This window comes from Pseudomonas sp. NY15435, assembly GCF_048068295.1.
Classification (GTDB): domain Bacteria; phylum Pseudomonadota; class Gammaproteobacteria; order Pseudomonadales; family Pseudomonadaceae; genus Pseudomonas.
The window spans coordinates 628,608-651,039 of the sequence record NZ_JBLUQA010000001.1 but is presented as its reverse complement, the minus strand read 5'-3'; the positions used below and the strand labels follow the sequence as shown (position 1 = coordinate 651,039).

The 22,432-nt window shown below is 65.7% G+C and carries 21 protein-coding genes; 11 read left to right on the top strand and 10 right to left on the bottom strand.

What is annotated here, in order from left to right; all coding sequences use genetic code 11:
- Positions 1 to 6: 6 nt before the first annotated feature.
- The 4 genes from ACNFH5_RS03100 to glyQ all read right to left on the bottom strand — a co-directional run bounded on the left by ACNFH5_RS03100 (position 7) and on the right by glyQ (position 4,419).
- Positions 7 to 780, bottom strand: a complete 774-nt coding sequence (locus ACNFH5_RS03100; protein WP_416744130.1) for a lysophospholipid acyltransferase family protein — start codon at positions 778 to 780, stop codon at positions 7 to 9.
- Between the two features lie 13 nt (positions 781 to 793).
- Positions 794 to 1,324, bottom strand: coding sequence for a D-glycero-beta-D-manno-heptose 1,7-bisphosphate 7-phosphatase (gene gmhB, locus ACNFH5_RS03095; protein ID WP_416744128.1), 531 nt, complete (start codon positions 1,322 to 1,324; stop codon positions 794 to 796).
- 93 nt (positions 1,325 to 1,417) lie between these two features.
- A complete protein-coding gene (glyS, locus tag ACNFH5_RS03090; RefSeq protein ID WP_416744127.1) occupies positions 1,418 to 3,472 on the bottom strand; it encodes a glycine--tRNA ligase subunit beta in 2,055 nt (684 codons plus the stop codon).
- A complete protein-coding gene (gene glyQ, locus ACNFH5_RS03085) occupies positions 3,472 to 4,419 on the bottom strand; it encodes a glycine--tRNA ligase subunit alpha (RefSeq protein ID WP_081518980.1) in 948 nt (315 codons plus the stop codon). The genes glyS and glyQ overlap by 1 nt, the downstream gene beginning before the upstream one ends.
- A 188-nt stretch (positions 4,420 to 4,607) precedes the next feature.
- Here glyQ and ACNFH5_RS03080 point away from each other — a divergent pair, with 188 nt between their 5' ends.
- Positions 4,608 to 5,162, top strand: coding sequence for a DNA-3-methyladenine glycosylase I (locus tag ACNFH5_RS03080; RefSeq protein WP_416744125.1), 555 nt, complete (start codon positions 4,608 to 4,610; stop codon positions 5,160 to 5,162).
- Here ACNFH5_RS03080 and xrtQ read toward each other — a convergent pair.
- Together xrtQ and ACNFH5_RS03070 are read right to left on the bottom strand one after the other, a co-directional pair.
- Positions 5,159 to 6,496 carry an exosortase Q gene (xrtQ, locus tag ACNFH5_RS03075; RefSeq protein WP_416744124.1) on the bottom strand — a complete coding sequence of 446 codons (1,338 nt, stop codon included), beginning with the start codon at positions 6,494 to 6,496 and terminating at the stop codon, positions 5,159 to 5,161. The genes ACNFH5_RS03080 and xrtQ overlap by 4 nt on opposite strands.
- The gene (locus tag ACNFH5_RS03070; RefSeq protein ID WP_416744122.1) at positions 6,493 to 8,484 is read right to left on the bottom strand and encodes a VIT and vWA domain-containing protein; all 1,992 of its coding nucleotides are present in this window, start codon (positions 8,482 to 8,484) and stop codon (positions 6,493 to 6,495) included. The genes xrtQ and ACNFH5_RS03070 overlap by 4 nt, the downstream gene beginning before the upstream one ends.
- Positions 8,485 to 8,641: 157 nt before the next feature.
- Here ACNFH5_RS03070 and ACNFH5_RS03065 point away from each other — a divergent pair, with 157 nt between their 5' ends.
- From ACNFH5_RS03065 to ACNFH5_RS03055, 3 genes are all read left to right on the top strand, one after another.
- Complete coding sequence (locus ACNFH5_RS03065; RefSeq protein WP_416744120.1) at positions 8,642 to 9,529, top strand: lysophospholipid acyltransferase; 888 nt, start codon at positions 8,642 to 8,644, stop codon at positions 9,527 to 9,529.
- Positions 9,530 to 9,723: 194 nt separating this feature from the next.
- Positions 9,724 to 11,037, top strand: coding sequence for an Nramp family divalent metal transporter (locus ACNFH5_RS03060; RefSeq protein ID WP_416744119.1), 1,314 nt, complete (start codon positions 9,724 to 9,726; stop codon positions 11,035 to 11,037).
- 57 nt (positions 11,038 to 11,094) lie between these two features.
- On the top strand, positions 11,095 to 11,361 hold the full coding sequence (locus ACNFH5_RS03055; protein ID WP_416744117.1) for a PilZ domain-containing protein: 267 nt from the start codon (positions 11,095 to 11,097) through the stop codon (positions 11,359 to 11,361).
- A 121-nt stretch (positions 11,362 to 11,482) separates the two neighbouring features.
- Here the strand turns inward: ACNFH5_RS03055 and ehuA are convergent, their stop codons facing one another.
- From ehuA to ehuB, 4 genes are all read right to left on the bottom strand, one after another.
- On the bottom strand, positions 11,483 to 12,307 hold the full coding sequence (ehuA, locus tag ACNFH5_RS03050) for an ectoine/hydroxyectoine ABC transporter ATP-binding protein EhuA (protein ID WP_416744386.1): 825 nt from the start codon (positions 12,305 to 12,307) through the stop codon (positions 11,483 to 11,485).
- 56 nt (positions 12,308 to 12,363) lie between these two features.
- Complete coding sequence (gene ehuD, locus ACNFH5_RS03045; protein WP_024765019.1) at positions 12,364 to 13,020, bottom strand: ectoine/hydroxyectoine ABC transporter permease subunit EhuD; 657 nt, start codon at positions 13,018 to 13,020, stop codon at positions 12,364 to 12,366.
- Positions 13,020 to 13,676 (bottom strand): ectoine/hydroxyectoine ABC transporter permease subunit EhuC, encoded by a 657-nt coding sequence (gene ehuC / locus ACNFH5_RS03040; protein ID WP_416744115.1) that lies wholly within the window; start codon positions 13,674 to 13,676, stop codon positions 13,020 to 13,022. Before ehuC ends, ehuD begins: the two co-directional genes overlap by 1 nt.
- A 77-nt stretch (positions 13,677 to 13,753) precedes the next feature.
- Positions 13,754 to 14,608, bottom strand: a complete 855-nt coding sequence (gene ehuB, locus ACNFH5_RS03035; RefSeq protein WP_416744113.1) for an ectoine/hydroxyectoine ABC transporter substrate-binding protein EhuB — start codon at positions 14,606 to 14,608, stop codon at positions 13,754 to 13,756.
- A gap of 404 nt (positions 14,609 to 15,012) precedes the next feature.
- Here ehuB and ACNFH5_RS03030 point away from each other — a divergent pair, with 404 nt between their 5' ends.
- The 7 genes from ACNFH5_RS03030 to ACNFH5_RS03000 all read left to right on the top strand — a co-directional run bounded on the left by ACNFH5_RS03030 (position 15,013) and on the right by ACNFH5_RS03000 (position 22,380).
- Positions 15,013 to 16,407 (top strand): PLP-dependent aminotransferase family protein, encoded by a 1,395-nt coding sequence (locus tag ACNFH5_RS03030; RefSeq protein WP_416744111.1) that lies wholly within the window; start codon positions 15,013 to 15,015, stop codon positions 16,405 to 16,407.
- A 268-nt stretch (positions 16,408 to 16,675) separates the two neighbouring features.
- Positions 16,676 to 17,650, top strand: coding sequence for a hydroxyectoine utilization dehydratase EutB (eutB, locus tag ACNFH5_RS03025; RefSeq protein WP_416744110.1), 975 nt, complete (start codon positions 16,676 to 16,678; stop codon positions 17,648 to 17,650).
- A complete protein-coding gene (locus ACNFH5_RS03020) occupies positions 17,643 to 18,635 on the top strand; it encodes a cyclodeaminase (RefSeq protein ID WP_416744108.1) in 993 nt (330 codons plus the stop codon). Before eutB ends, ACNFH5_RS03020 begins: the two co-directional genes overlap by 8 nt.
- 164 nt (positions 18,636 to 18,799) lie before the next feature.
- Entirely contained in the window at positions 18,800 to 19,990 is a 1,191-nt protein-coding gene (gene doeA / locus ACNFH5_RS03015; protein ID WP_416744106.1) for an ectoine hydrolase DoeA, read from the top strand.
- Positions 19,991 to 19,994: 4 nt separating this feature from the next.
- Positions 19,995 to 21,011: a N(2)-acetyl-L-2,4-diaminobutanoate deacetylase DoeB gene (gene doeB / locus ACNFH5_RS03010; protein WP_416744104.1), complete on the top strand. Its 1,017-nt coding sequence runs from the start codon at positions 19,995 to 19,997 to the stop codon at positions 21,009 to 21,011.
- A 13-nt stretch (positions 21,012 to 21,024) separates the two neighbouring features.
- Positions 21,025 to 21,513, top strand: a complete 489-nt coding sequence (locus ACNFH5_RS03005; RefSeq protein WP_416744102.1) for an Lrp/AsnC family transcriptional regulator — start codon at positions 21,025 to 21,027, stop codon at positions 21,511 to 21,513.
- 216 nt (positions 21,514 to 21,729) lie between these two features.
- Positions 21,730 to 22,380 (top strand): 7-cyano-7-deazaguanine/7-aminomethyl-7-deazaguanine transporter, encoded by a 651-nt coding sequence (locus ACNFH5_RS03000; protein WP_416744101.1) that lies wholly within the window; start codon positions 21,730 to 21,732, stop codon positions 22,378 to 22,380.
- The last annotated feature ends 52 nt before the right edge of the window (positions 22,381 to 22,432 follow it).

Sequence of the window (22,432 nt, the reverse complement as noted above, 5' to 3'; positions counted from 1 at the left end):
AAATGCTCAGGAGGCTTCGGCGACTGCTTGAGGTGTAGCTTCCGGAGGCAGCTCGCCCATGTCGCGCAGGGTCTGCACGACCCAGTTCTCGGCACGCTGGTTGAGCTCGGTGATGGCGCGTGCGCCCTCTCCTTCTGCGTACATCGCCGGGCCGATTACTACCTGGATGGTGCCGGGATATTTCGCCCAGCCGTTCTTCGGCCAGCAGTGTCCGGCGTTGTGGGCAATCGGCAGCACCGGCAGGCTGGCGTTGACGGCCAGGGAGGCGCCACCGCGGGAGAACTTTCCGATCTGCCCGGTGGGCACGCGGGTGCCTTCGGGGAAGATCAGGACCCAGGCGCCCTTCTTGAGACACTCATCGCCCTGCTTGGCGATCTGCTTGAGGGCCACCTTGGGCTGCTCGCGATTGATGGCGATGGGTTTGAGCAGCGCCATGGCCCAGCCGAAAAAGGGCACGAACAGCAGTTCGCGTTTGAGTACCAGAGCCAGCGGCTCGAAGTAACCGGTGAGGAAGAAGGTCTCCCAGGTACTCTGGTGCTTGGCGAGGATCACGCAGGGCTGGTCGGGGATGTTCTCCACGCCCTTGAGTTCGTAGCGCACACCGACCATCCAGCTAGCGAGCCAGACGGCGAACTTGCACCAGGCCTGGGCAATGAAACGGTAGCGCGCGCGGTACGGCAGGAATGGCGCGATCAGCAGGCTGAGGGTGCCCCAGACGAAGGCGCTGGACGACAGCAGCAGGTAGAAGAGTACGGTTCTGATGGCCTGCACTATCGACATGGGGGATGGGTCCTCAGGAAAGAAGTTGGTCGGCAACTGCCGCCAGATCGTCGAATACCAGCGTGCCTTCGGGCAACGGTTTGGTCAGGGTTCGCTCGCCTTTGCCGGTTTTTACCAACACGGGCTGACAATCGACGGCCAGCGCGGCGTCCAGGTCACCCCGGCTGTCACCAACGAACCAAGTGCCACGCAATTGCGCGCCATAGTGCTGGGCGATCTGCAGCAGCATACCGGGTTTCGGCTTGCGGCAGTCGCAGCCCTCGTCGGGACCATGCGGGCAGTAGACGACCACGCCGAGTTCGCCACCCTGCTCCGCCACCAGTTCGCGCAGGCGCTGGTGCATGCTTTCCAGGGTGGCCAGGTCGTAGTAGCCACGAGCGATGCCCGACTGGTTGGTGGCCACCGCCACGGTCCAGCCGGCCCTGCTCAGGCGGGCGATGGCTGCGATCGCGCTGGGGATCGGAATCCACTCGTCGAGGGATTTGATGTAGGCGTCAGAGTCCTGGTTGATGACGCCGTCGCGGTCGAGGATCAGTAGCTTCATGCTGGGATACGTCAGGGCTTCATGAGTCGGAAATGAAAAAGCCGGGAGTTCGTGACGGCGAACCGTTGCGAACTCCCGGCTTTCAGGTGGGCATCAGCCCAGCAGCGAGATATCGGCGACGCCGAGGAACAGCCCGCGCAGCTTGGCCAGCAACGCGTACCGATTGGCCTTCACGGCGCTGTCGTCCGCGTTGACCAGCACTTCCTCGAAGAAGGCGTCGACCGGCGCGCGCAGGGCCGCCAGCTGGGCCAGGGCGGCGCGATAATCGCGAGCCGCGGCCAGCGGAGCTACTTCCGCCTCCGCGTTCGCCACGGCGCTGCCAAGGGCCTTCTCGGCGGTCTCGGCGAACAGGCTGGCGTTGACGGCGGCAGGTACCTCGCCTTCGGCCTTGGCCAGGATGTTCGACACGCGCTTGTTGGCGGCGGCCAGGGCGGCTGCTTCAGGCAACTGACGGAAGGCCTGCACCGCTTGTACGCGCTGGTCGAAGTCCAGCGGAGCGGTCGGCTTGAGCGCGCGCACGGCCTGATACACGGCGACGTCCACGCCCTCATCCTCGTAGCGAGCACGCAGGCGGTCGAAGACGAAGTCCTGCACCTGTTCGGACAGATTCTCGGCCTTCACCTTGTCGCCGTACTGCGCTACGGCCACGCCGATGGCGTCGGCGAGGTCCAGGTCCAGTTGCTTCTCGATGAGGATGCGCAGCACGCCCAGGGCTGCACGGCGCAGGGCGTACGGGTCCTTGCTGCCGGTGGGGAGCATGCCGATACCGAAGATGCCGACCAGTGTGTCGAGCTTGTCGGCCACGGCCACCGCGGCACCGGTCAGGGTGCCTGGCAGTTCGGCGCCGGCTCCACGCGGCATGTACTGTTCGTTCAGAGCCAGGGCGACGTCCTTGGCCTCGCCACCGGCGGTGGCGTAGTAGTAACCGGCGATGCCCTGCATTTCCGGGAACTCGCCGACCATTTCGGTGGCCAGGTCGCACTTGGACAGGATGCCGGCGCGGGCGGCGTTGCTCGCGTCACCGCCAATGCGCTCGGCAATGTAGGCGGCCAGCTTGGAGACACGCTCGGCCTTCTCGTACACGGTGCCGAGCTGGGCCTGGAACACCACGTTCTTCAGGCGGTCGTTGAAGGCCTCCAGCGGCTGCTTCTGGTCCTGCTTGAAGAAGAACTCGGCGTCGGTCAGGCGTGGGCGCACGACCTTCTCGTTGCCGGAAATGATTTGCTCCGGTGCCTTGCTCTCGACGTTGGCCACGGTGATGAAGCGCGGCAGCAGCTTGCCGTTGGCGTCCAGCAGGCAGAAGTACTTCTGGTTGTCCTGCATGGTGGTGATCAGGGCTTCCTGCGGCACGGCGAGGAAACGCTCCTCGAAGGAGCACACCAGCGGCACCGGCCATTCGACCAGCGCGGTTACTTCGTCCAGCAGGTCGGCGGGGACGATCGCGCTACCCTTCTGCTCGGCGGCCAGTTCGGCGACGCGCTTGGCGATGATCTCGCGGCGCTCGGCGAAGTCGGCCAGCACGTGGGCGCTGCGCAGGTCTTCCAGGTAGTTGGCCGGTGCAGAGATGCGCACGTTGGCCGGATTGTGGAAGCGGTGGCCGCGGGATTCACGGCCGGCTTTCTTGGTGAGGATTTCGCAGTCGACAACGTCATCGCCGAACAGCATCACCAGCCACTGGGTCGGTCGCACGAACTCTTCGCGGCGAGCAGCCCAACGCATGCGCTTGGGAATCGGCAGCTCATTCAGCGAGGTCTCGACGATGCCCGGCAGCAGGCCAACGGCCGGCTGGCCGGCGATGGTCTGGCTGAATTTCAGCTTCGGGCCACTCTTGTCGATCTGTTCCAGGTCAACGCCACACTTCTTGGCGAAGCCCAGGGCGGCCTGGGTCGGGTTGCCGCTGGCGTCGAAGGCAGCCTGCAGCGGCGGGCCGTCGAGGTTCACAGTACGGTCGGGCTGCTGCACGGCGAGTTGGTCGATCTGCACGGCCAGGCGACGCGGCGCGGCGTAGCAGCGCGCAGCGGCGTAGGTCAGGCCGGCGGCCTTCAGGCCTTTCTCGATGCCGGCCAGGAAGGCCTCACCGAGGCTTTTCAGTGCCTTGGGTGGCAGCTCTTCGGTGCCCAGTTCGACGAGGAAATCCTTCGCGCTCATTATTCGGCCTCCTTCAGCTTGGCCAGTACTTCGTCACGCAATGCGGGGGTGGCCATCGGGAAGCCGAGGCGGGCGCGGGCCTGCAGGTAGCTCTGCGCCACGGCGCGGGCCAGGGTGCGCACGCGCAGGATGTAGCGCTGACGCTCGGTTACCGAGATGGCGCGGCGGGCGTCCAGCAGGTTGAAGGTGTGCGAGGCCTTGAGGACCATCTCGTAGGTCGGCAGCGGCAGCTGCAGCTCGATCAGGCGGTTGGCTTCGCTTTCGTAGAAGTCGAACAGCTCGAACAGCTTCTCGACGTTGGCGTGCTCGAAGTTGTAGGTCGACTGTTCCACTTCGTTCTGGTGGAACACATCGCCGTAGGTGACCTTGCCGAACGGGCCGTCGGCCCAGACCAGGTCGTACACCGAGTCGACGCCCTGGATGTACATGGCCAGGCGTTCCAGGCCGTAGGTGATCTCACCGGTGACCGGGTAGCACTCGATGCCGCCCACTTGCTGGAAGTAGGTGAACTGGGTGACTTCCATGCCGTTCAGCCAGATTTCCCAGCCCAGGCCCCAGGCGCCGAGGGTCGGCGATTCCCAGTTGTCTTCGACGAAACGGATGTCGTGCACCAGCGGATCGATGCCGATGGCCTGCAGCGAGCCCAGGTACAGCTCCTGGAAGTTTTCCGGGTTGGGCTTGAGGACCACCTGGAACTGGTAATAGTGCTGCAGGCGGTTGGGGTTCTCGCCGTAGCGGCCGTCAGTAGGGCGGCGGCTGGGTTGCACGTACGCCGCGTTCCAGGTTTCCGGGCCCACGGCGCGGAGGAAGGTGGCGGTGTGGAAGGTGCCGGCGCCTACTTCCATGTCGTAGGGCTGCAGCACCACACAGCCCTGATCGGCCCAGTATTTTTGCAGGGCGAGGATCAGGTCCTGGAAGGTGGGCACGGCGGGCGTAGTCTGGCTCACGAATTTCACCTGTGCTGGATATGCGACTAAAACCCGGCAGTATACCCCAAGGCGCTTACAGCTTGGGCCTCACAGCGCTTTCCAGGCGCCCGGCGGAAGTTCACGAATCGACAGGAAAATCCGCCGATGACTGTATTTTCATACAGTGGATTGTCTATAGTCGGACTTTCCCTGTCAGGACGACCGCCATGCCCCGCTGCTTCTGGTGTAACGACGACCCGCTGTATATCGCCTACCACGATGCCGAATGGGGCGTGCCCCAGCGCGATCCCCGTGCACTGTTCGAGATGATCATCCTCGAAGGCGCCCAGGCGGGCTTGTCGTGGATTACCGTGCTGAAGAAGCGCGAGCGCTACCGCGAGGTGCTGTTCGGCTTCGACCCCGAGCGCTTGGCACGCATGACCGACGAAGAGATCGAGGAGCGCATGCAGGACCCGGGCATCATCCGCAACTTTGCCAAGCTCAAGGCGGCGCGGCAGAACGCCCAGGCCTGGCTGAAGCTGGAGGACCCGGTGAAATTCCTCTGGTCCTTCGTCGGCGGCCAGCCCAAGGTCAACCACTTCAGCGAACGCGGCCAGGTGCCGGCGGTGACGCCGGAGGCGGAGGCCATGAGCAAGGCGCTGCGCAAGGCCGGTTTCAACTTCGTCGGCCCGACCATCTGTTACGCCTTCATGCAGGCCACCGGCATGGTGATGGACCACACCGTCGACTGCGACCGTTACGCTGAGCTGACTCGCGCCTAGGGCAATGCCCTGGCCAGGGTGACGGCCAGCCACGGCCCTCTGGAGCGACCGGCGAGCGCTGACCAGTACCAGGCCGAGGTATCGGAGAAGGACTGTCCGTTGGCGTCCTCGATGTAATCGCAGACCTGCAGCCTCACGCCGCCGCGTGTGACGATGAAGCAACGCTGCAAACCGTCGGCTGCCACGCGCTTGCGCAGTTGTGTCTGTTCGACGCGATAGCCGATGGCGCGGAAGCAGTCTTCGGCCGGATGCAGCTTGCGTGTCGGCTGCAACACCTGGCGCAGCACGATGCTGCGCTGGCCATCGGTGAAACGGCCGAGCTGGCCGGGAAAGTCTACGGCGAAGCGTTGCTCCACCGCTGACAGCGCCAGCGGCCGCAACAGACGACCTTCGAACTGCGTGGGCCATTCGTGAGGTGCGCTCACCCGCGCGGAAGCGCTCGGCGACCCTAGCAGCGGCCAGATCATCGCCAGCAGCAAGGCGCTCAGCACGATTCCCTGGATGCTTGCGGATGCCGGCAGGCACGCCGATTGGCCCAGCGCCGGCACCTCGAACGAACCCCGCCCGATCACCCGCAGAATCATCCCGCACACCGCCGCGAACACCAGCAAGCCAACACCTTCGTGCACCCAGCCGGGAAGCCCGCTCGCCCCACTTTCGCCCCAGACCAGCAGGGTGTTGCGCAGGATATTGCCGCCCAGCACCAGCATGCCCACCAGCGGCAAGCGGCGCAGCAAGAGACGGTCCGGCAGCCGCTGCCAGGCCGCCAGCAAGCAGGCAGTGAAGTAGCCGACCCAGGCCATCTGGATACCCGAGCAGGGTGCATCGACCATCACCCACTGGCCATCGATCAGCAGCGCACTGCCCTGCCGCTCCACCGTCCAGGGGCCGAGGCGAAGCAGCCAGGCGCTGACCTCGGCGGTGATCACCCGCAGCGGGTAGCCGACGAAGAACTGCAGCGAAGACAGCAACGGCAGCGACAGCACGCCCAACCCCAGCCCGGCCAGCCAGGGTTGGCCGGGGGCGCGCAGACTGTGTATCACCAGCAGCAGCGCCAGAACCGAGAGCAGCCCGCGCAGCAGTGGCGGCAGGATCGATTGGGAAAGCGCGCCGACGATCAGCAGCACCGCTGCACCACCCAGCCAGCGCAGTCGCGGTTGCGTGAGCAGGCTGAGGCGGTCGCGCCAGAGCAGCAGCCCGAGCGCCGCCAGCGCGATGATCCCCAGCGGATCATCCGAGCCATCACCGAGCCGCCGCGCCGCCCACAGCCAGCTCGGCCAGGCCGCCAGCGCGGCGAACAGCAGCCAGCTCCAGCCGGGCAGGCGACGGGTCATGCAGCCTTCCTCCGCCACCACCAGCCGCCCAACGAGGCCAGCAGCAACATGGCCCATACGCCTGGCTCCGGTGTGCCGGGCACGTTGCTGCCGACAGCGCTGTTGCTCACGTCCTGGGGCAGCGGCAGTGGTTGATTGACCGTCCTGCTCGCCTGCGGATCGGGATTGCGCACCTGCTGGTCGACGGCGATGAACGAGGTGTAAGGCGTCAGCAGCTGGTACGTCAGGCCGAGATCAAGGATCTGCGAGCTGAACTCGAAGCCACCGTCCAACGCCTCCTGGTCCATCAGGGAGGCGAGGCGTTGGCGTGCCCACAGGTGGGCGAGCGCACCGCCATTGTCAGTGAAGTTGTCGGCGCTGATCGGCAGCCGTACCTGGAATGGGCCATCGGCAGCGTGGGCGTCGAGGCGCAGTTCGCCGCGTGGCTCGCCTTTCCATTTGCCGAACAGCACCAGCGGACGGTTGGCGAAGAGGTCGGGCAGTTGCCGGGGCTCGACATCGTAGACCTCCAGCCCTTCGAAGCTCGCGTGAATACCTTGCAGTAGCGGGCTGTCGATCATGCGCCGCAGGCGCTCGGCCTGCTGGCCGGCCGATGTCCTGTCAGTGACGATGAAGGGCTCGCCCTGCCCCGCCCGTGCCAGGCCTTCGATCAGGCTGCGGTTCACCGAGGTGCCGATGCCGAAGGCAAACAGGTTGGCCTTGTTCAGGTTCTCGCGCACCAGTTGGTAGGCGCTGCTTTCCACGGTGACGAAGCCGTCGGTGATCACTACGAAACTGCGCGAGCGCTCCGGGTCGGTGGGCATCGCCAGCGCTTCGCGCAAGGCTGGCATCAGCTCGGTACCGCCTGCGCCCTGCTCGCCGTCGAGCATGTCGGTGGCGCGGCGGATGTTGGCCGGCGTGGCCGCCAGGGAAGTGTCGGCGAGCTTGCGGTTGTCGCCGGAGAACAGCAGCAGGTTGAAGGTGTCGCTCGGCCGCAGGCGGCCGATCAGGTCGCGCAGCAATGCCTTGGTGGTGTCCAGTGGGAAGCCATTCATGGAGCCGGACACGTCGACGATGAACACATAGTCGCGCGGCACGATGAGCCTGGCATCCGGCGCGCGCGGCGGCGCGACCATGGCGAGGAAGAAGTTCTCCTGTGCGCCGCGCGACAGCAGCAGGCCGCTTTGCACCTGGTCGCCGCCGAGGCGGTAGTCGAGGATGAAGTCGCGGTTGTTGCCGGCGGTCTCGTCGGCAGCCAGACGGATGCTGGCGCGCTGGCCGTCCCGCTGGATATCGACCGGGTGCGAGGGCGAAGCGATCTCGCCGATCTGCACCGGTGCCAGTAACTCCACCTGCAGGGCGAATTGCGTGTCTGAGGCTTGACCCTGTTGCAGGTAGGGCGTCGAAATCCAGGGCTGGTTGCCGGTACCGGAAGTGCCTTTGCCGTTGTAGCGCGGGCCGACCACGGTCGGGAACACGAATTGGTAGCGCCCGTCGGTGGGTACCAGCAGTTCGCTGTAGCGCAACTCCACCTGCACCACGTCACCAGGCAGGATGTTGGCGACGTTCATCTGGAACACGTTCTCGCGCTCCTGCTCCAGCAACGCGGCAGTCTTGCCTGCGCTCTTGGCCTGCTGGTACTCGGCCTGGGCCTTCTGCTTCTCGCGGATCTGCGCCTGGATCACCCGCTCGCCCAGGCGCACGCTCATTCCATGGACGGCGGCGCGGGTCGAGGCGGGGAAGACGTAACGCGCCTCCAGCGGTGTCTTGCCCTGGTTGCGGTATTCCTGGGTCACCGTGACTTCGGCGATATTGCCCAGCACGCGGGCATCTACGCGAGTCGCCTTGAGCGGCAAGGCGTCGACGGATGCATCGGCGTTCTCGACGAAGAAGTAGGGACTGGCGCTGCTATCGCTGGCAGGACGGTCTTCGGCAGCCGGTGCCGCCAGGCTGGCGCTTGTTGCCAGCAGCAGGCAGCACAGCCGTGCAAGGAAGGTTGGGGTACGCATCGCGGGCCTCCGGGCCTGTGGATCGAATGGCCTCAGGTTGCGCGCGCGCCGTGGGCGCAATGTGCTCGCTGGGTGGAGATTGTGTGGAGCCTCGATGGCGCCCGAAATGCCGGCGCGAGCGGCTACAATGGCCGCCATCTGCTTGAAGGAGTTTTCCGTGGAGAAATTCAAGGGCGCACTGGTGGTGGGCTTCCTGCGGTTGTTCGCCATGCTGCCGTGGCGCGCGGTGGGCGCATTGGGCGCGGGCATTGGCTGGCTGATGTGGAAGCTGCCCAACCGCTCCCGCGAGATCGTGCGGATCAACCTGTCGCATTGCTTTCCCGAGCTGTCCGCAGCCGAGCTGGAGAAACTCGTCGGCCAGAGCCTGATGGACATCGGCCGCACGCTGACCGAGAGCGCCTGCGCCTGGATGTGGTCACCACAGAAGTCGCTGCAGTACATCCGTGAAGTCGAAGGCATGGAGGTGCTGGAAGAAGCGCTGGCCTCCGGCGACGGCCTGGTCGGCATCACCAGCCACCTGGGCAACTGGGAGGTGCTCAACCACTTCTACTGCTCCTACGCCAAGCCGATCATTTTCTACCGCCCGCCGAAGCTCAAGGCGGTGGACGACCTGTTGAAGAAGCAGCGCGTGCAGCTGGGCAACCGAGTGGCGCCGTCGACGCCCGAAGGCATCAAGAGCGTGATCAAGGAAGTGAAGAACGGCGGCTGCGTCGGCATCCCTTGCGACCCGGAGCCGGACCTGGGCGCGGGCCTGTTCGTGCCCTACCTGGGCACCACCGCGCTGACCAGCAAGTTCGTACCCTCGCTGCTGTCGCGCGGCAAGGCCCGTGGCGTGTTCTTCCATGCCGTGCGCCTGCCCGATGGCAGCGGCTACAAGGTGATTCTTGAAGCCGCACCGGCGGACATGTACGACAAGGACATGGAAGTATCGGTCGCCGCGCTCAGCCGCGAGCTGGCCAAGTACGTGCGTGCCTACCCCAGCCAGTACATGTGGACCATGAAGCGCTTCAAGAAGCGGCCTGAGGGCGAGGCGAAGTGGTACTGAATCCATCCGTGACGGTGATGCCGGCCTGATGCGGTTCGCGAGCAAGCCCGCTCCTGCAGGCCCGCGCCGACGTGCTCTTCGTAGGAGCGAGCTTGCTCGCGAACCGGCCGAGGCAGCGCTTATGCCGGCGGCTCCCGAAACAGCTTTGTTTCCATACATCAGCGTCGTCTGCTCATAAGCCAGGAATAACTCCCATGCTCGGCCTGCCGACCACCGCCACCGCGCCGTTCTGTCCTTCGGAAGTCAAAGGCAGCATCCAGGTCGCGGCCAGCGCGCCCTTGTGGAAGCGCATCCTGCAGTTCGCCGGCCCCGGCCTGCTGGTCTCCATCGGCTACATGGACCCGGGCAACTGGGCCACCGCCATCGAAGCCGGCTCGGGCTTCGGCTACCAGTTGCTGTTCGTGGTGTTGCTCTCCAGCCTCGCGGGCATGGTCCTGCAGTGCCTGGCAATGCGCCTGGGCATCGTCACCGGGCAGGACCTGGCGCAGCTTTCGCGCAGCCGCTACAGCCTGGGCGGTGCGCGCCTGCAATGGCTGCTGGCAGAACTGTCGATCGTCGCCACGGACCTCGCCGAAGTGCTCGGCTGCGCTCTCGCCTTCCACCTGTTGCTGGGCGTTGACCTGGTCACCGGCGTGATCCTCACCGCCTTCGACACGCTCATCGTGCTTGGCCTGAAGGGCCAGCGCTTCCGCCACCTGGAAGCGATCATGCTCGGCCTGATCATCACCATCAGCGGCTGCTACCTGGTCGAGCTGATCCTCATCAAACCCTATTGGCCGGATGTCGCCGCCGGCTTTCTGCCCAGCTGGGACGCGGTCACCCAGCGCGAGCCTCTGTACCTGGCGATCGGCATCCTCGGCGCCACGGTGATGCCGCACAACCTCTACCTGCACTCTTCCATCGTGCAGACACGGCAGGTCAGCGGCAGCAACGGCAAGGCCGCTGCGATCCGCCTGACGCGCATCGACACCGTGGTCTCGCTGAGCCTCGCGCTGCTGATCAACGCCGCTATCCTGATCCTCGCCGCCGCGGCCTTCCACGAGACCGGCCATACCGGCGTCACCGAAATCCAGGACGCCTACCGCCTGCTCGAACCGCTGGTGGGCACTGGCCTGGCGGCGATCCTGTTTGGGGTTGCGCTGCTCGCCTCCGGGCAGAGTTCGACCTTCACCGGTACCATCGCCGGGCAGGTGATCATGGAAGGCTTCCTGCAGATGAAGATTCCCTGCTGGCAACGCCGCCTGATCACGCGCGCGCTGGCGTTGATCCCGGCGCTGATCGGCGTGGTGATGCTGGGTGACAAGGCAATCGGCAAGCTGCTGGTACTCAGCCAGGTGGTGCTCAGCCTGCAACTGCCCTTCGCGCTCTGGCCGCTGATCCGCTTCACCAGCGATCGCGCGCTGATGGGCGAGTTCGTCAACAGCCTGTTCACCCGCGTACTGGCCTGGTCCTTGTTCTGCGTCATCAGCGCCGCCAATCTCTGGCTGCTCGCGCAACTGCTGGCTTGACCTGACCGATGGGTTTGAGGCCCATTAGTGCGCTGACATTCAGGACGGATGCCATTCATGTCGAACCAACGGCAATACCCGCGTACCCCGATGAAGTGCCGGATCAGGATCAGCCATCCCGACTTCGGCGACGTGTTCGGCCATACCCGTGATCTCTCCGACGGCGGCGTCTACGTTCGTCACGAAGTGCTCGCCGCATTGCCTGCCGGCACTCGGGTCACCGGCCAGGTGCAGGACATGCCCTTCGATGCACCGATCCTGGAGATGGAAGTGATGCGCACCGACGCCGAGGGCGCGGGATTCCGCTTCGTCGGTAACGCCTGAGCTTTGCTGCACTGCGAACTGCATTCTGTAGGAGCGAGCTTGCTCGCGAACACATCCCGCTGCGGGGGCCGGGTTCGCGAGCAAGCTCGCTCCTACAGGTGAGGAAAAGCCTCCGAATCCATCAATTCGCCTCGTTCACCGCACTCAGGAAGGCCCGTGTCCGCTCGTGCTTCGGGTTGCCGAAGAACTGCTGCGGGCTGCCCTGTTCGAGGATATTGCCCTGGTGGAAGAAGCACACCCGATCGGCGAATTCGCGGGCGAAGCCCATCTGGTGGGTGACCATGAGCATGGTCAGGTTGTGCTCGGCGCCGAGCTTGCGCACCACGTTGAGCACCTCGCCGCACAGCTCCGGGTCGAGCGCCGAGGTCACCTCGTCGAACAGCATCACCTTGGGCCGCATCGCCAGTGCGCGGGCGATGGCCACGCGTTGCTGCTGGCCGCCGGAGAGCTGTGAGGGATAGTGGTCGAGCTTGTTGCCCAGGCCGACCATTTCCAGCAGTTCCACCGCGCGTTCGCGGGCTTCATTGCGGCGCATGCCGAGCACCTGCACTGGCGCCTCCATCACATTGCGCAGCGCGCTCATGTGCGGGAACAGGTTGAAGCACTGGAACACCATGCCGATCTTGCTGCGCACCTTGCGCACGTGGCTTTCCGGCGCGCGCACCAGCGAATCGTTGCGCTTGAGGTGGGTCAGCGGTTCGCCATCGACTTCGATCAGGCCGCTGTCGATGGTCTCCAGGGTCATCAGCGCGCGGAGCAGGGTGGACTTGCCCGAGCCGCTGGGGCCGATGATGGCGACCTTCTCGTTGGCGCCCACTTCCAGATTGAGGTCCTTGAGCACGCTGAAACTGCCGTAGCTCTTGCACACGTTGCGGAAGCTGACCATGGGTTGGGCGGTCTCGGCGCGCGCGGCGGGCGCATCCTGGGTGGCCACGCGAGGGGACATCGGCCCAGCAGCTTGCAGGGAGTGAACAGTCATCGGTTTTCCTCCGGAAGAATCAGTCATGGCAGCGCCGTGCGTTTTTCCACCTGGCGCACGACGCTGGCCAGGCTGATGGAGATGAGCAGGAAGAACACCCCGACCAGGGTGATCGGTTCCAGGTAACGGAAGCTGTCGGAGCCGATGTTCTTTGCCTGCTGCATGATTTCCACCACCGTGATCGCCGAGAGCACCGGGGTGTCCTTGAACATGGCGATCAGGTAGTTGCCCAGTGCTGGCAGCACCGGGCGGATGGCCTGGGGCAGGATCACCTCGCGGTAGGCCTTGAAGGGCGAGAAGTTCAGTGCGGTGACCGCCTCCCACTGCCCGCGCGGCACCGCCTCCAGGCCGGCGCGGTAGACCTCGGCGGTGTAGCAGGCATAGTGCAGGGCGATGCCCAGGGTGCCGGCCACCAGCGCGGTCATGCTCAGCCCGTAGAGCGGCAGCACGTAGAACAGGAAGTACACCTGGATCAGCAGCGGCGTGCTGCGGATGAATTCGATCAGCCAGGCCGCCGGCCATGACAGCCACGCGTGCCGGCTGCGCCGGGCGATGGCGAAGAGCAGGCCGAACACCACCGCCAGGGCGAAGCCCACCAGGGTGATGGCAATGGTGCGCAGCGAGGCGTGCAGCAGTTGCGGCAGAATCTGCCAGGCGAAATCCCAGTCGAAGAGTTTCATCACAGGCCTCCGTGGATGCGGCCGTGCCCCAGCCAGCGCTCCAGGCGCCGCATGAGGAAGACGATGACCTGGGCCATGACGAAATACAGCACCAGGGTGAGGGCGAAGATTTTCATGGTCTCGAAGGTCGCCTGGTCCAGCTGGCGCGCGCGGAAGGTCAGGTCCGACAGGGTGATCAGCGACACCAGCGAGGTGTTCTTCAGCAACTCGATCAGCAGGTTGGTGCCCGGTGGAATCGCGCAGAGCAGCGCCTGCGGCAGGATGATCCGGCGGAAGCGCGTCAGCGGCGTCATGTTCAGCGCCAGCGCCGCCTCGTGTTGCCCTTTGGGCACCGAACCGATGGCGCCGCGCATCACTTCCGCGCCGTAGGCGCCGATGTGCAGGCCCAGGCCGATGATCGCCACGCTGTAGGCGCTCATCTCCAGGTTGAACGGCGGCAGCGGCAGTACGAAGTACAACCAGAACAGCTGCACCAGCAGCGAAGTGCCGCGGAACAGCTCGATGTAGCCGATCGCCAGCCAGCGCACCGCCGGCCACGGTGCGAGCCGGCCAAGCGCGGCGAGAATGGCGGCGGCGACCGCCAGCAGGGAGCCGAAGACAGTCACCTGGACAGTGACCCAGGCGCCCTCCAGCAGCAGTGGAAGCAATTCACCCATGATGCGCATCCCGTAACGACAGATTCCACGGAACGGCCGACCGAGCGCGGCCTAGGGCAGGCGCGCGCCCGTGACGGTCACTGTTTGCAGAGCTCGGCGGCGGTCTTGTCGGTGACGTTGGACTTGTCGAAGCCGAACGGTTTCACCGTTGCCAGGTGCTCGGCGCCGCCCAGCCAGCCCTTGAGCTGCTGGTTCACCGCGTCGCGCAGGTCTTTGTCTTCCGGGCGGAACGCCAGGGCGCCGTAGCCGATATGCGAAGGGTCATCCTTGAAGTCGGCGATGGCTTCCACCGAGTCACCGCCCTTGGCGGCCAGGCCCTTCATGGTCAGCGCGGTGCCGACGCTGGCGTCGGCGCGGCCTGCGCGTACGGCCTGCAGCTGCGCGGTGGTGTCGGGCACCTGGACGATCTGCTCTTCCGCCACACCTTCGGCGCGGGCGTAGCCCATCTCGGCGGTGCCGGACATGATCGCCAGCTTCACCTCCGGGTTGTTCTTCACGTCGGCGTAGCTGTGCAGGTTCTTCGGGTTGCCCTTCTTCACCAGCAAGCTGTCGGGAATCTGGTAGTGCGGGTCGGTAAAGATCACCTGCTGGCAACGCGGCGGGGTGATGTACATGCCGGCGGCAATCACATCGAAGCGCCCGGCGCGCAGGCCGGGGATCAGCGCGCCCCATTCGGTGAGCACCGGCTCGATCTTTTTCACGCCCATCTTGGTGAAGATCTGCGTGGCGATTTCCGGGGATTCACCGGTGACCTTGCCGGAGGTTTCGGTAAAGGCGAACGGCGCTTCGTTGGCGTAGCCGATGCGCACGGTGCCGCTACTCTTGATGCGTTCCAGGGTGGTTTCGGCATAGCTGCCGGCGCTGGCGACGGCGCAGGCGATGAGGGTACAGGCGAGGCTCAGGCGGCGCAGGAAAACAGGGGCGGTACTCATCTTCGGATCTCCTGATCTTCTCTTGCCGAACGCGGTTGGCGCGCGGCGCTGGATGGCAGGTAGCAATGTCGTACGACTGTTGTTCTTGTAGGTCGGGCCCTGGGGGGCCTTCCGAAGTTCTCTCGGCGCTCTCGCCGGGACGGGCGATCAGCTCGACGCCAGACTAAGGCCGGGCGCCTTGCGGCTCTTACCGATCGACAGCCCCGCGGCGGGAAAAAGCCACCGTCGCGACGAACGCATCCGGCGGTTTTTTCTGCGCGGGCCTGACAATGCGGCCCGGTGTAGCACTCGATGTCTTGTGCCCGAGCATACGCAAGCCACTTCTTTATCAACATTGCACTAGGACAATTGCTGCCGGTGTGCTGGTCGGTCACTCTGCACCCCTGACCAGACGGAGTCTGAAGATGGAAGCCTGGCGTCGTGCGCTGGCCGACCTGAGGGTCGGCGAATCCAAGTACAAGACATTGGTGCAGGCCATTGCCGGCGACATCGAGCAGGGCCGCCTGAGCGACGGCCAGCGCCTGCCGCCGCAGCGCCACGTCGCCGATGGCCTGGGCATCAGCGTGCAGACCGTGACCAACGCCTACAAGGAGCTGGAGCGCCAGGGCCTGGTGCGTTGCGAGGTGGGGCGCGGCAGTTTCGTCTCACGGCGGATGACCGAGGGCATGGCCCACTACATGGTCGATCACCCCGAACGCGCACTGGTGGATTTTTCCATCGCCAGCATCGTCCACACCCGCGAGCATGACCGCCTGTGGCAGGACACCTGCCGCGCGCTGGCGCAGGAAACCGACCAGCCGTGGATGCGTGCCTGTCGCCCGGTCGCCGGCTTCGACGCGCACCGTGACGCCGGTGTGCAGTGGCTGGCGCAGCTCGGCCTGCAGCGCGAGCGCGATGACGTGTTGATCACCAACGGCGCGGCCCACGGCATCTTCCTCGGCCTTGCCTCGCTGGCCGGGCCGGACGACGTGGTGCTCTGCGAACAGCTCACCGACCACGGCGTGATCGGCAATTCCCAGGTGCTCGGCTTTACCCTCAAGGGCGTGGAGATCGACAAGCAGGGCATCGACCCCGAGCACTTCGAAGACCTCTGCGCGAACGAGCGCATCACCGCGCTGGTCTGTACGCCCAACCTGAACAACCCGACCTCCTGCCTGATGCCCGACGCGCGCCGCCGCGAGATCGCCGCCATCGCCCAGCGCTACGGCGTGCACGTGATCGAGGACGACGTCTACGGCCCGCTGCTCGGCGAGCGCCGCCCGCCGCCGCTGAGCCACTACCTGCCGGACCTGTCGTTCTACTGCACCAGCTTCACCAAGAGCGTGTTGACCGGCTTGCGCATTGGTTACCTGGCGATGCCGCGCCGGCTGGCGCTGCGCACCGAGAGCATCCTGCGGGTGAACAGCTGGATGGCCACGCCGCTGCTGGCGGAAGTCGCCTCGCGGTGGATTCGCAACGGCAACGCCCAGGCGCTGATCGGCCTGCAGCGCCAGGTGCTGGAGAAGCGCCAGGGGTTGGTGCGCGAGCATCTGGGCGAGTACCTGCGTGGCTGTGATCCGCATTCATTGAGCGCGTGGATTGGCATTCCGGAACACTGGGAGCTCGACAGCCTGGTGCGCGAGCTGCGCCATCGGCATATCGCCGTGACACCGCCCGATCCCTTCATGGTGCGCGGCACGCCCAGGCCTCGCGCGGTGCGTCTGTGCATGGGCGCGGAATGCAGCGACGAGCGCCTGGGCTCGGCGCTGGAGGACATGCGCGAGCTGTTCGGGCAGTACCCGAAGATCCACGATTTCTAACGCTGAACAGGTGGCTTTTTTGTAGGAGCGAGCTTGCTCGCGAAGCGGACTCCCGGTCGGCTCTGACGTTGGGCGGGTTCGCGAGCAAGCTCGCTCCTACCTGAAACATTCCGCGCGGACCTCAGCCCTTTCCCCGCCCTACGAAAGCTCTCGGCTCTTGCGCCCCGACATGCGGAAATCACCGCTGACGACTACATCGTCCTAGTACATTCATCGCGACAATTTCCCACCCCTACACTCGGCCCCACTGCATTCCCCGGAGGCCGAGATGGAGCCGATTCCTTTCGTCGAGCTGTACCGCGCACGCCAGCGCATCCAGGGCCTGGTACGACAGACGCCGCTGGAGCATTCGCCCAGCCTGTCGCGCCTGCTCGGCGCGCCGGTGTACCTGAAGCTCGAATCGCAGCAGATTACCGGCAGTTTCAAGCTGCGCGGCGCCAGCAATGCGATCGCCCAACTCAGCGATGAGCAGAAAGCCAAAGGCGTCGTCGCCGCTTCCACCGGCAACCATGGTCGAGCACTGGCCCATGCCGCGCGCATGCTCGGCGTGCACGCCACCATCTGCCTGTCGCAACGGGTGCCGGCGAACAAGGTCCAGGCGATCCGCGAACTGGGCGCCGAAGTGCGCATCGTCGGCCACAGCCAGGACGACGCCCAGGCGGAAGCTGAACGCATTGCGCGCGAGCAGGGTGCCGCGCTGCTACCGCCCTTCGATCACCCGCAGATCATCGCCGGCCAGGGCACCCTCGGCCTGGAAATCCTCGAACAGCTGCCGGACGTCCGCCAGGTCCTGGTCCCGCTCTCCGGCGGCGGCCTGTTCGGCGGCGTGGCGCTGGCACTCAAGCACGTCGACCCGAGCATCCGTCTGCACGGCATCAGCATGCAGCGCGGCGCCGCCATGGCCGCCAGCCTCGCTGCCGGCCGCCCGGTGGAAGTGGAAGAACTGCCGACCCTGGCCGATTCCCTCGGCGGCGGCATCGGCCTGGATAACCGCTACACCTTCGCCCTGGCCCGCGACTACTGCGACCAACTGCATCTGCTCGACGAGCCCTCCATCGCCGCCGGCATCCGCCATGCCTACCGTGAGGAACGGCAGGTGGTGGAGGGCGCCGGCGCCGTTGGCATCGCCGCGCTGCTGGACGGCCTGATCGCTCCCGTCGGCCCGGTAGTCGTGGTGGTCAGCGGCCGCAATATCGCCATCGAACAACACCAACAAGTCCTTGAGGAAACCGCCCATGGCTGACGTCACCCTGCTCAGCGAAGCTGACCTGCGCGCCTGCGTGGCGATAGACCGGGAGAGCCTCGACGCCGTCGAACAGGCCTTCCGCCTGCTGGCCACCGCGCCGGTGGCGATGCCGCCGATCCTTCGCCTGGACGTGCCTGAGCACAACGGTGAGGTGGACGTGAAGACCGCCTACCTGCCCGGCCTGCCGCGCTTCGCCATCAAGGTCAGCCCCGGCTTCTTCGACAACCCCAAGCTCGGCCTGCCCAGCCTCAACGGCATGATGATGCTGCTCTCCTCGAAAACCGGACTGCTCGATGCGCTGCTGCTGGACAACGGTTACCTCACCGCCGTGCGCACCGCCTGCGCTGGCGCGGTGGCCGCCAAGTGGCTGGCCCGCGAGGATTCGCGCCAGGTCGCGTTGATCGGCGCCGGCGAACAGGCGCGCTTGCAACTCAAGGCGCTGTGCCTGGTGCGCCCCGTCGAAGGCGCCAGCGTCTGGGCGCGGGACATCGCCAAGGCGCGGCAATGCGCGCAAGAGCTGAGCGGCAGCCTGGGCATTGCGGTCACGCCTTGCGCCAGCGTCGATGAAGCGCTGGAAGGCGCCGACATCGTCATCACCACCACGCCCAGCCGCGAACCGCTGATCCAGAAAAAACACCTGCGCCCCGGCCTGCACATCACCGCCATGGGCTCGGACGCCGAGCACAAGAACGAGATCGCCGCCCAAGCGCTGGCCGCCGTCGACCACTACGTCGCCGACCGCCTCAGCCAGACCCTGGTGCTGGGCGAACTGCACCACGCGGTGGCGGCCGGCAATGTCAGCCTCGATGCCGACTTCGCCGAACTGGGCCAGGTCATCGCCGGGCTTCGCCAGGGCCGCGAGCGCGCCGAGGACATCACCCTCTGCGATCTCACCGGCACCGGCGCGCAGGACACCGCCATCGCCGGCCTGGCCTTCCAGCGGGCGCAGCGGATGGGCAAGGGGTTCCGCTTCAGCAGCTGAAAAATTCGTCCCGCTTCGCGGGAAGAGCCGGGAAACACCTGTAGGAGCGAGCTTGCTCGCGAACAGATTTCCGGCAGCGCCTGCGCTGGGCGGGTTCGCGAGCAAGAACTAGGCGTCCCCCTCGCTCCTACACAAAACCTGACACCCCGAAAGAGGATTTCCGCATGTCCGAAATCGTCGTCAACCTCCCCTTCAGCCGGGAGGAATACGCCCAGCGGATCGCCAAGGTCCGCGCCAGCATGCAACAGCGCGGCATCGAACTGCTGCTGGTTACCGATCCGTCGAACATGGCCTGGCTGACCGGCTACGACGGCTGGTCCTTCTACGTGCACCAGTGCGTGCTGCTGGCGCTGGACGGCGAGCCCGTCTGGTTCGGCCGTGGCCAGGACGCCAATGGCGCGCGGCGCACCGTGTTCATGCAGGCGGACAATATCGTCGGCTACCCGGACCATTATGTGCAGTCCACCGAGCGCCACCCGATGGACTACCTGTCCCGCGAGCTCATCGCCGCGCGCGGCTGGGCGAGCAGGACCATCGGCGTGGAGATGGACAACTACTACTTCAGCGCCGCCGCCTTCCGTTCGCTGCAGGCGAACCTGCCGAACGCCAAATTCATCGACGCCACCGCGCTGGTGAACTGGCAGCGCGCGGTCAAATCGCCGCGCGAGATCGAATACATGCGCGTCGCCGCGCGCATCGTCGAGAAGATGCACGCGCACATCGTCGAGCGCATCGAACCGGGCATGCGCAAGAACGAGCTGGTCGCCGAGATCTACAGCACCGGCATCCTCGGTGCCGACGGCCACGGCGGCGACTACCCGGCGATCGTCCCGCTGCTGCCCACCGGCGCCGACGCCAGCGCGCCGCACCTGACCTGGGACGACACGCCCTTCGAGCGCGGCGCCGGCACCTTCTTCGAGATCGCCGGCTGCTACAAGCGCTACCACTGTCCGCTGTCGCGCACCGTCTTTCTCGGCAAGCCGCCACAGCATTTCCTCGACGCGGAGAAAGCCGTGGTCGAAGGCATCGCTGCCGGCCTCGACGCGGCAAAGCCGGGCAATACCACGGGCGATATCGCCCGTGCCTTCTTCGGGGTGCTGGAGAAGTTCGGCATCCACAAGGACAGCCGCTGCGGCTACCCCATCGGCATCAGCTACCCGCCGGATTGGGGCGAACGCACCATGAGCCTGCGCCCCAGCGACAACAGCGTGCTGCAGCCGGGAATGACCTTCCACTTCATGCCCGGACTGTGGATGGACGACTGGGGCCTGGAGATCACCGAAAGCATCCTTATCACCGAGCGCGGCGTGGAGACTTTCTGCGACTACCCGCGCCAGCTCTTCGTGAAGGAGTGAGGCGATGACACAGGCCTCCGACAGACATCTGCGTGAAAACCCGATCAGCGCCAGCGTCGATTTCCAGCGCGACGGCGTGCAGCACGGGCACCTCAAGCTGCCCTACTCGCGGGACGACTCGGCCTGGGGCGCGGTGATGATCCCGATCTGCGTGGTGAGGAACGGCGACGGCCCCACCGCGCTGCTCACTGGCGGCAACCATGGCGACGAGTACGAAGGCCCGGTGGCGCTCAGCCGTCTGGCCCAGGACCTGCGCGCCGAGGACGTGCGCGGCCGGGTTATCATCGTGCCGTTCATGAACACCCCGGCGTTCCACGCCGGCAAACGCACGTCGCCCATCGATGCCGGCAACCTCAACCGCAGCTTCCCCGGCCGCCCCGATGGCACGGTGACGCAGAAGATTGCCGACTACTTCCAGCGCACCCTGTTGCCGCTGGCGGATGTCGTGCTGGATATCCATTCCGGCGGACGCACCCTCGACTTCCTGCCCTTCGCCGCCTGCCACGTGCTGCCGGACAAGGCCCAGCAGGAAGCCAGCGAGGCGCTGATGCGCGCCTTCGCCGCGCCCTACGCCATGCGCATGCTGGAGCTGGACGCGGTGGGCATGTACGACAGCGCCGCCGAGGAGCAGGGCAAGCTGTTCGTCACCACCGAACTGGGCGGCGGAGGCAGCAGCACGGCGCGCACCGTGGCCATTGCCCGGCGCGGCGTGCGCAACCTGCTGGTGCAGGCCGGCATCCTGCGCGGTGAAATCGAGCCGGCGAAGTCAGTGATGCTCGACATGCCCGATGGTGACTGCTTCGTCGCCAGCGAACATGGCGGTCTGCTGGAAATGTGCCGCGACCTGGGTGACAGGGTTGAGCGTGGCGAGGTGCTGGCGCGGGTGCACGACGTGCTGCGCACCGGCGCAGCTCCGGTGGAATACCGCGCCAAGCGCAGCGGCATCCTCGCTGCGCGGCATTTCCCCGGCCTGGTGCAGAGCGGCGATACCCTCGCCGTGGTCGCCGAGGTACTGGACTGAACGGGAGCCCGTCATGATCAAGCTCGACCGCTACGACCTGAAAATCCTGCGCATCCTCGCCGGCGATGGGCGCATCACCAAGTCGAGCCTGGCCGAGGCGATCAACCTCTCGGTCAGCCCGGCCTGGGAGCGCGTGCGCAAGCTGGAGGAAGCCGGGCTGATCAAGGGCTACCGCGCGCAGATCGATTGGTCGGCGCTGTTCAAACAGCAGCAGGTGCTGGTGGAAATCACCCTGGCGCGGCACACCGCGCAGGACATGAAACGCTTCGAGCAGCGCCTGCAGCAGTCGCCGGAGGTCGGTTTCTGCTACGCCACCGGCGGCGGAGTGGACTACATCGCGATGATCCAGGCGCGCGACATCGACCACTACCAGCGCTTCATCGACCAGTTGCTGCTGGAGGACGTAGGGATCGAGCGGTATTTCACCTACATCGTCACCAAGGTGATCAAGACGCTGGATGCGGCAATTCCCGCCGAGGCGCTGGAGTCAGGCTTTGCGTAAGAGCGGACTCTGTCCGCGATGTGCAACCGGGTTGCTCGGAGTGGTGGGAAATCGATCGCGGACGAAGTCCGCTCCTACGAATCCGCATGCCCTCGCAGCTGCACAAAAAATGCGCAATAAAACCTGACTTCCGGGTCCGGATCGTATACAATGCGCGCCGCTCGGCATGGTGCCGGGCATGGGTTCCCTCACCCCATCGACGAAAAAGGCCCAAGCATGTCGGCATCCCTTCCGGCGGCTCGGCGCGGCGCACTCGCCGGCCTGGTCGCGTTCCACATCCTGATCATCATCGCCAGCAACTACCTGGTGCAGCTGCCCATGACCCTCTTTGGCTGGCACACCACCTGGGGCGCGTTCAGCTTCCCGTTCATCTTCCTGGCTACCGACCTCACCGTCCGCCTGCTCGGCAAGCGCCCGGCGCGGCTGGTCATCGCACGGGTGATGATCCCGGCACTGCTGGCTTCCTACGTGATCTCGGTGATCTTCCAGGAAGGTGCCTTCAGAGGCCTCGCTTCCCTGGGCGAATTCAACACGTTCGTCGCACGGATATCCCTGGCCAGCTTCCTGGCCTACGTGTTCGGCCAGATTCTCGACATCCAGGTCTTCGACCGCCTGCGCCGCATGCGCCAGTGGTGGATCGCCCCGGTGGTCTCGACCCTGTTCGGCAACCTGCTGGACACCTTCACCTTCTTCTCCATCGCCTTCTGGCACAGCGACAACCCTTTCATGGCTGAGCACTGGGTGGAGATCGCCTGGGTCGACTACGGCGTGAAGCTGGCGGTCATGCTGATGCTCTTCGTGCCGCTCTACGGCATGCTGCTCAGCGCCATTACCCGCAATCTGCGGCGCCAACCCGCGGCCATCTGAGCCCACCCGAAAAAGCCCAACAGCGGCGGCAGAACTGCAAAAAGATTTGCCG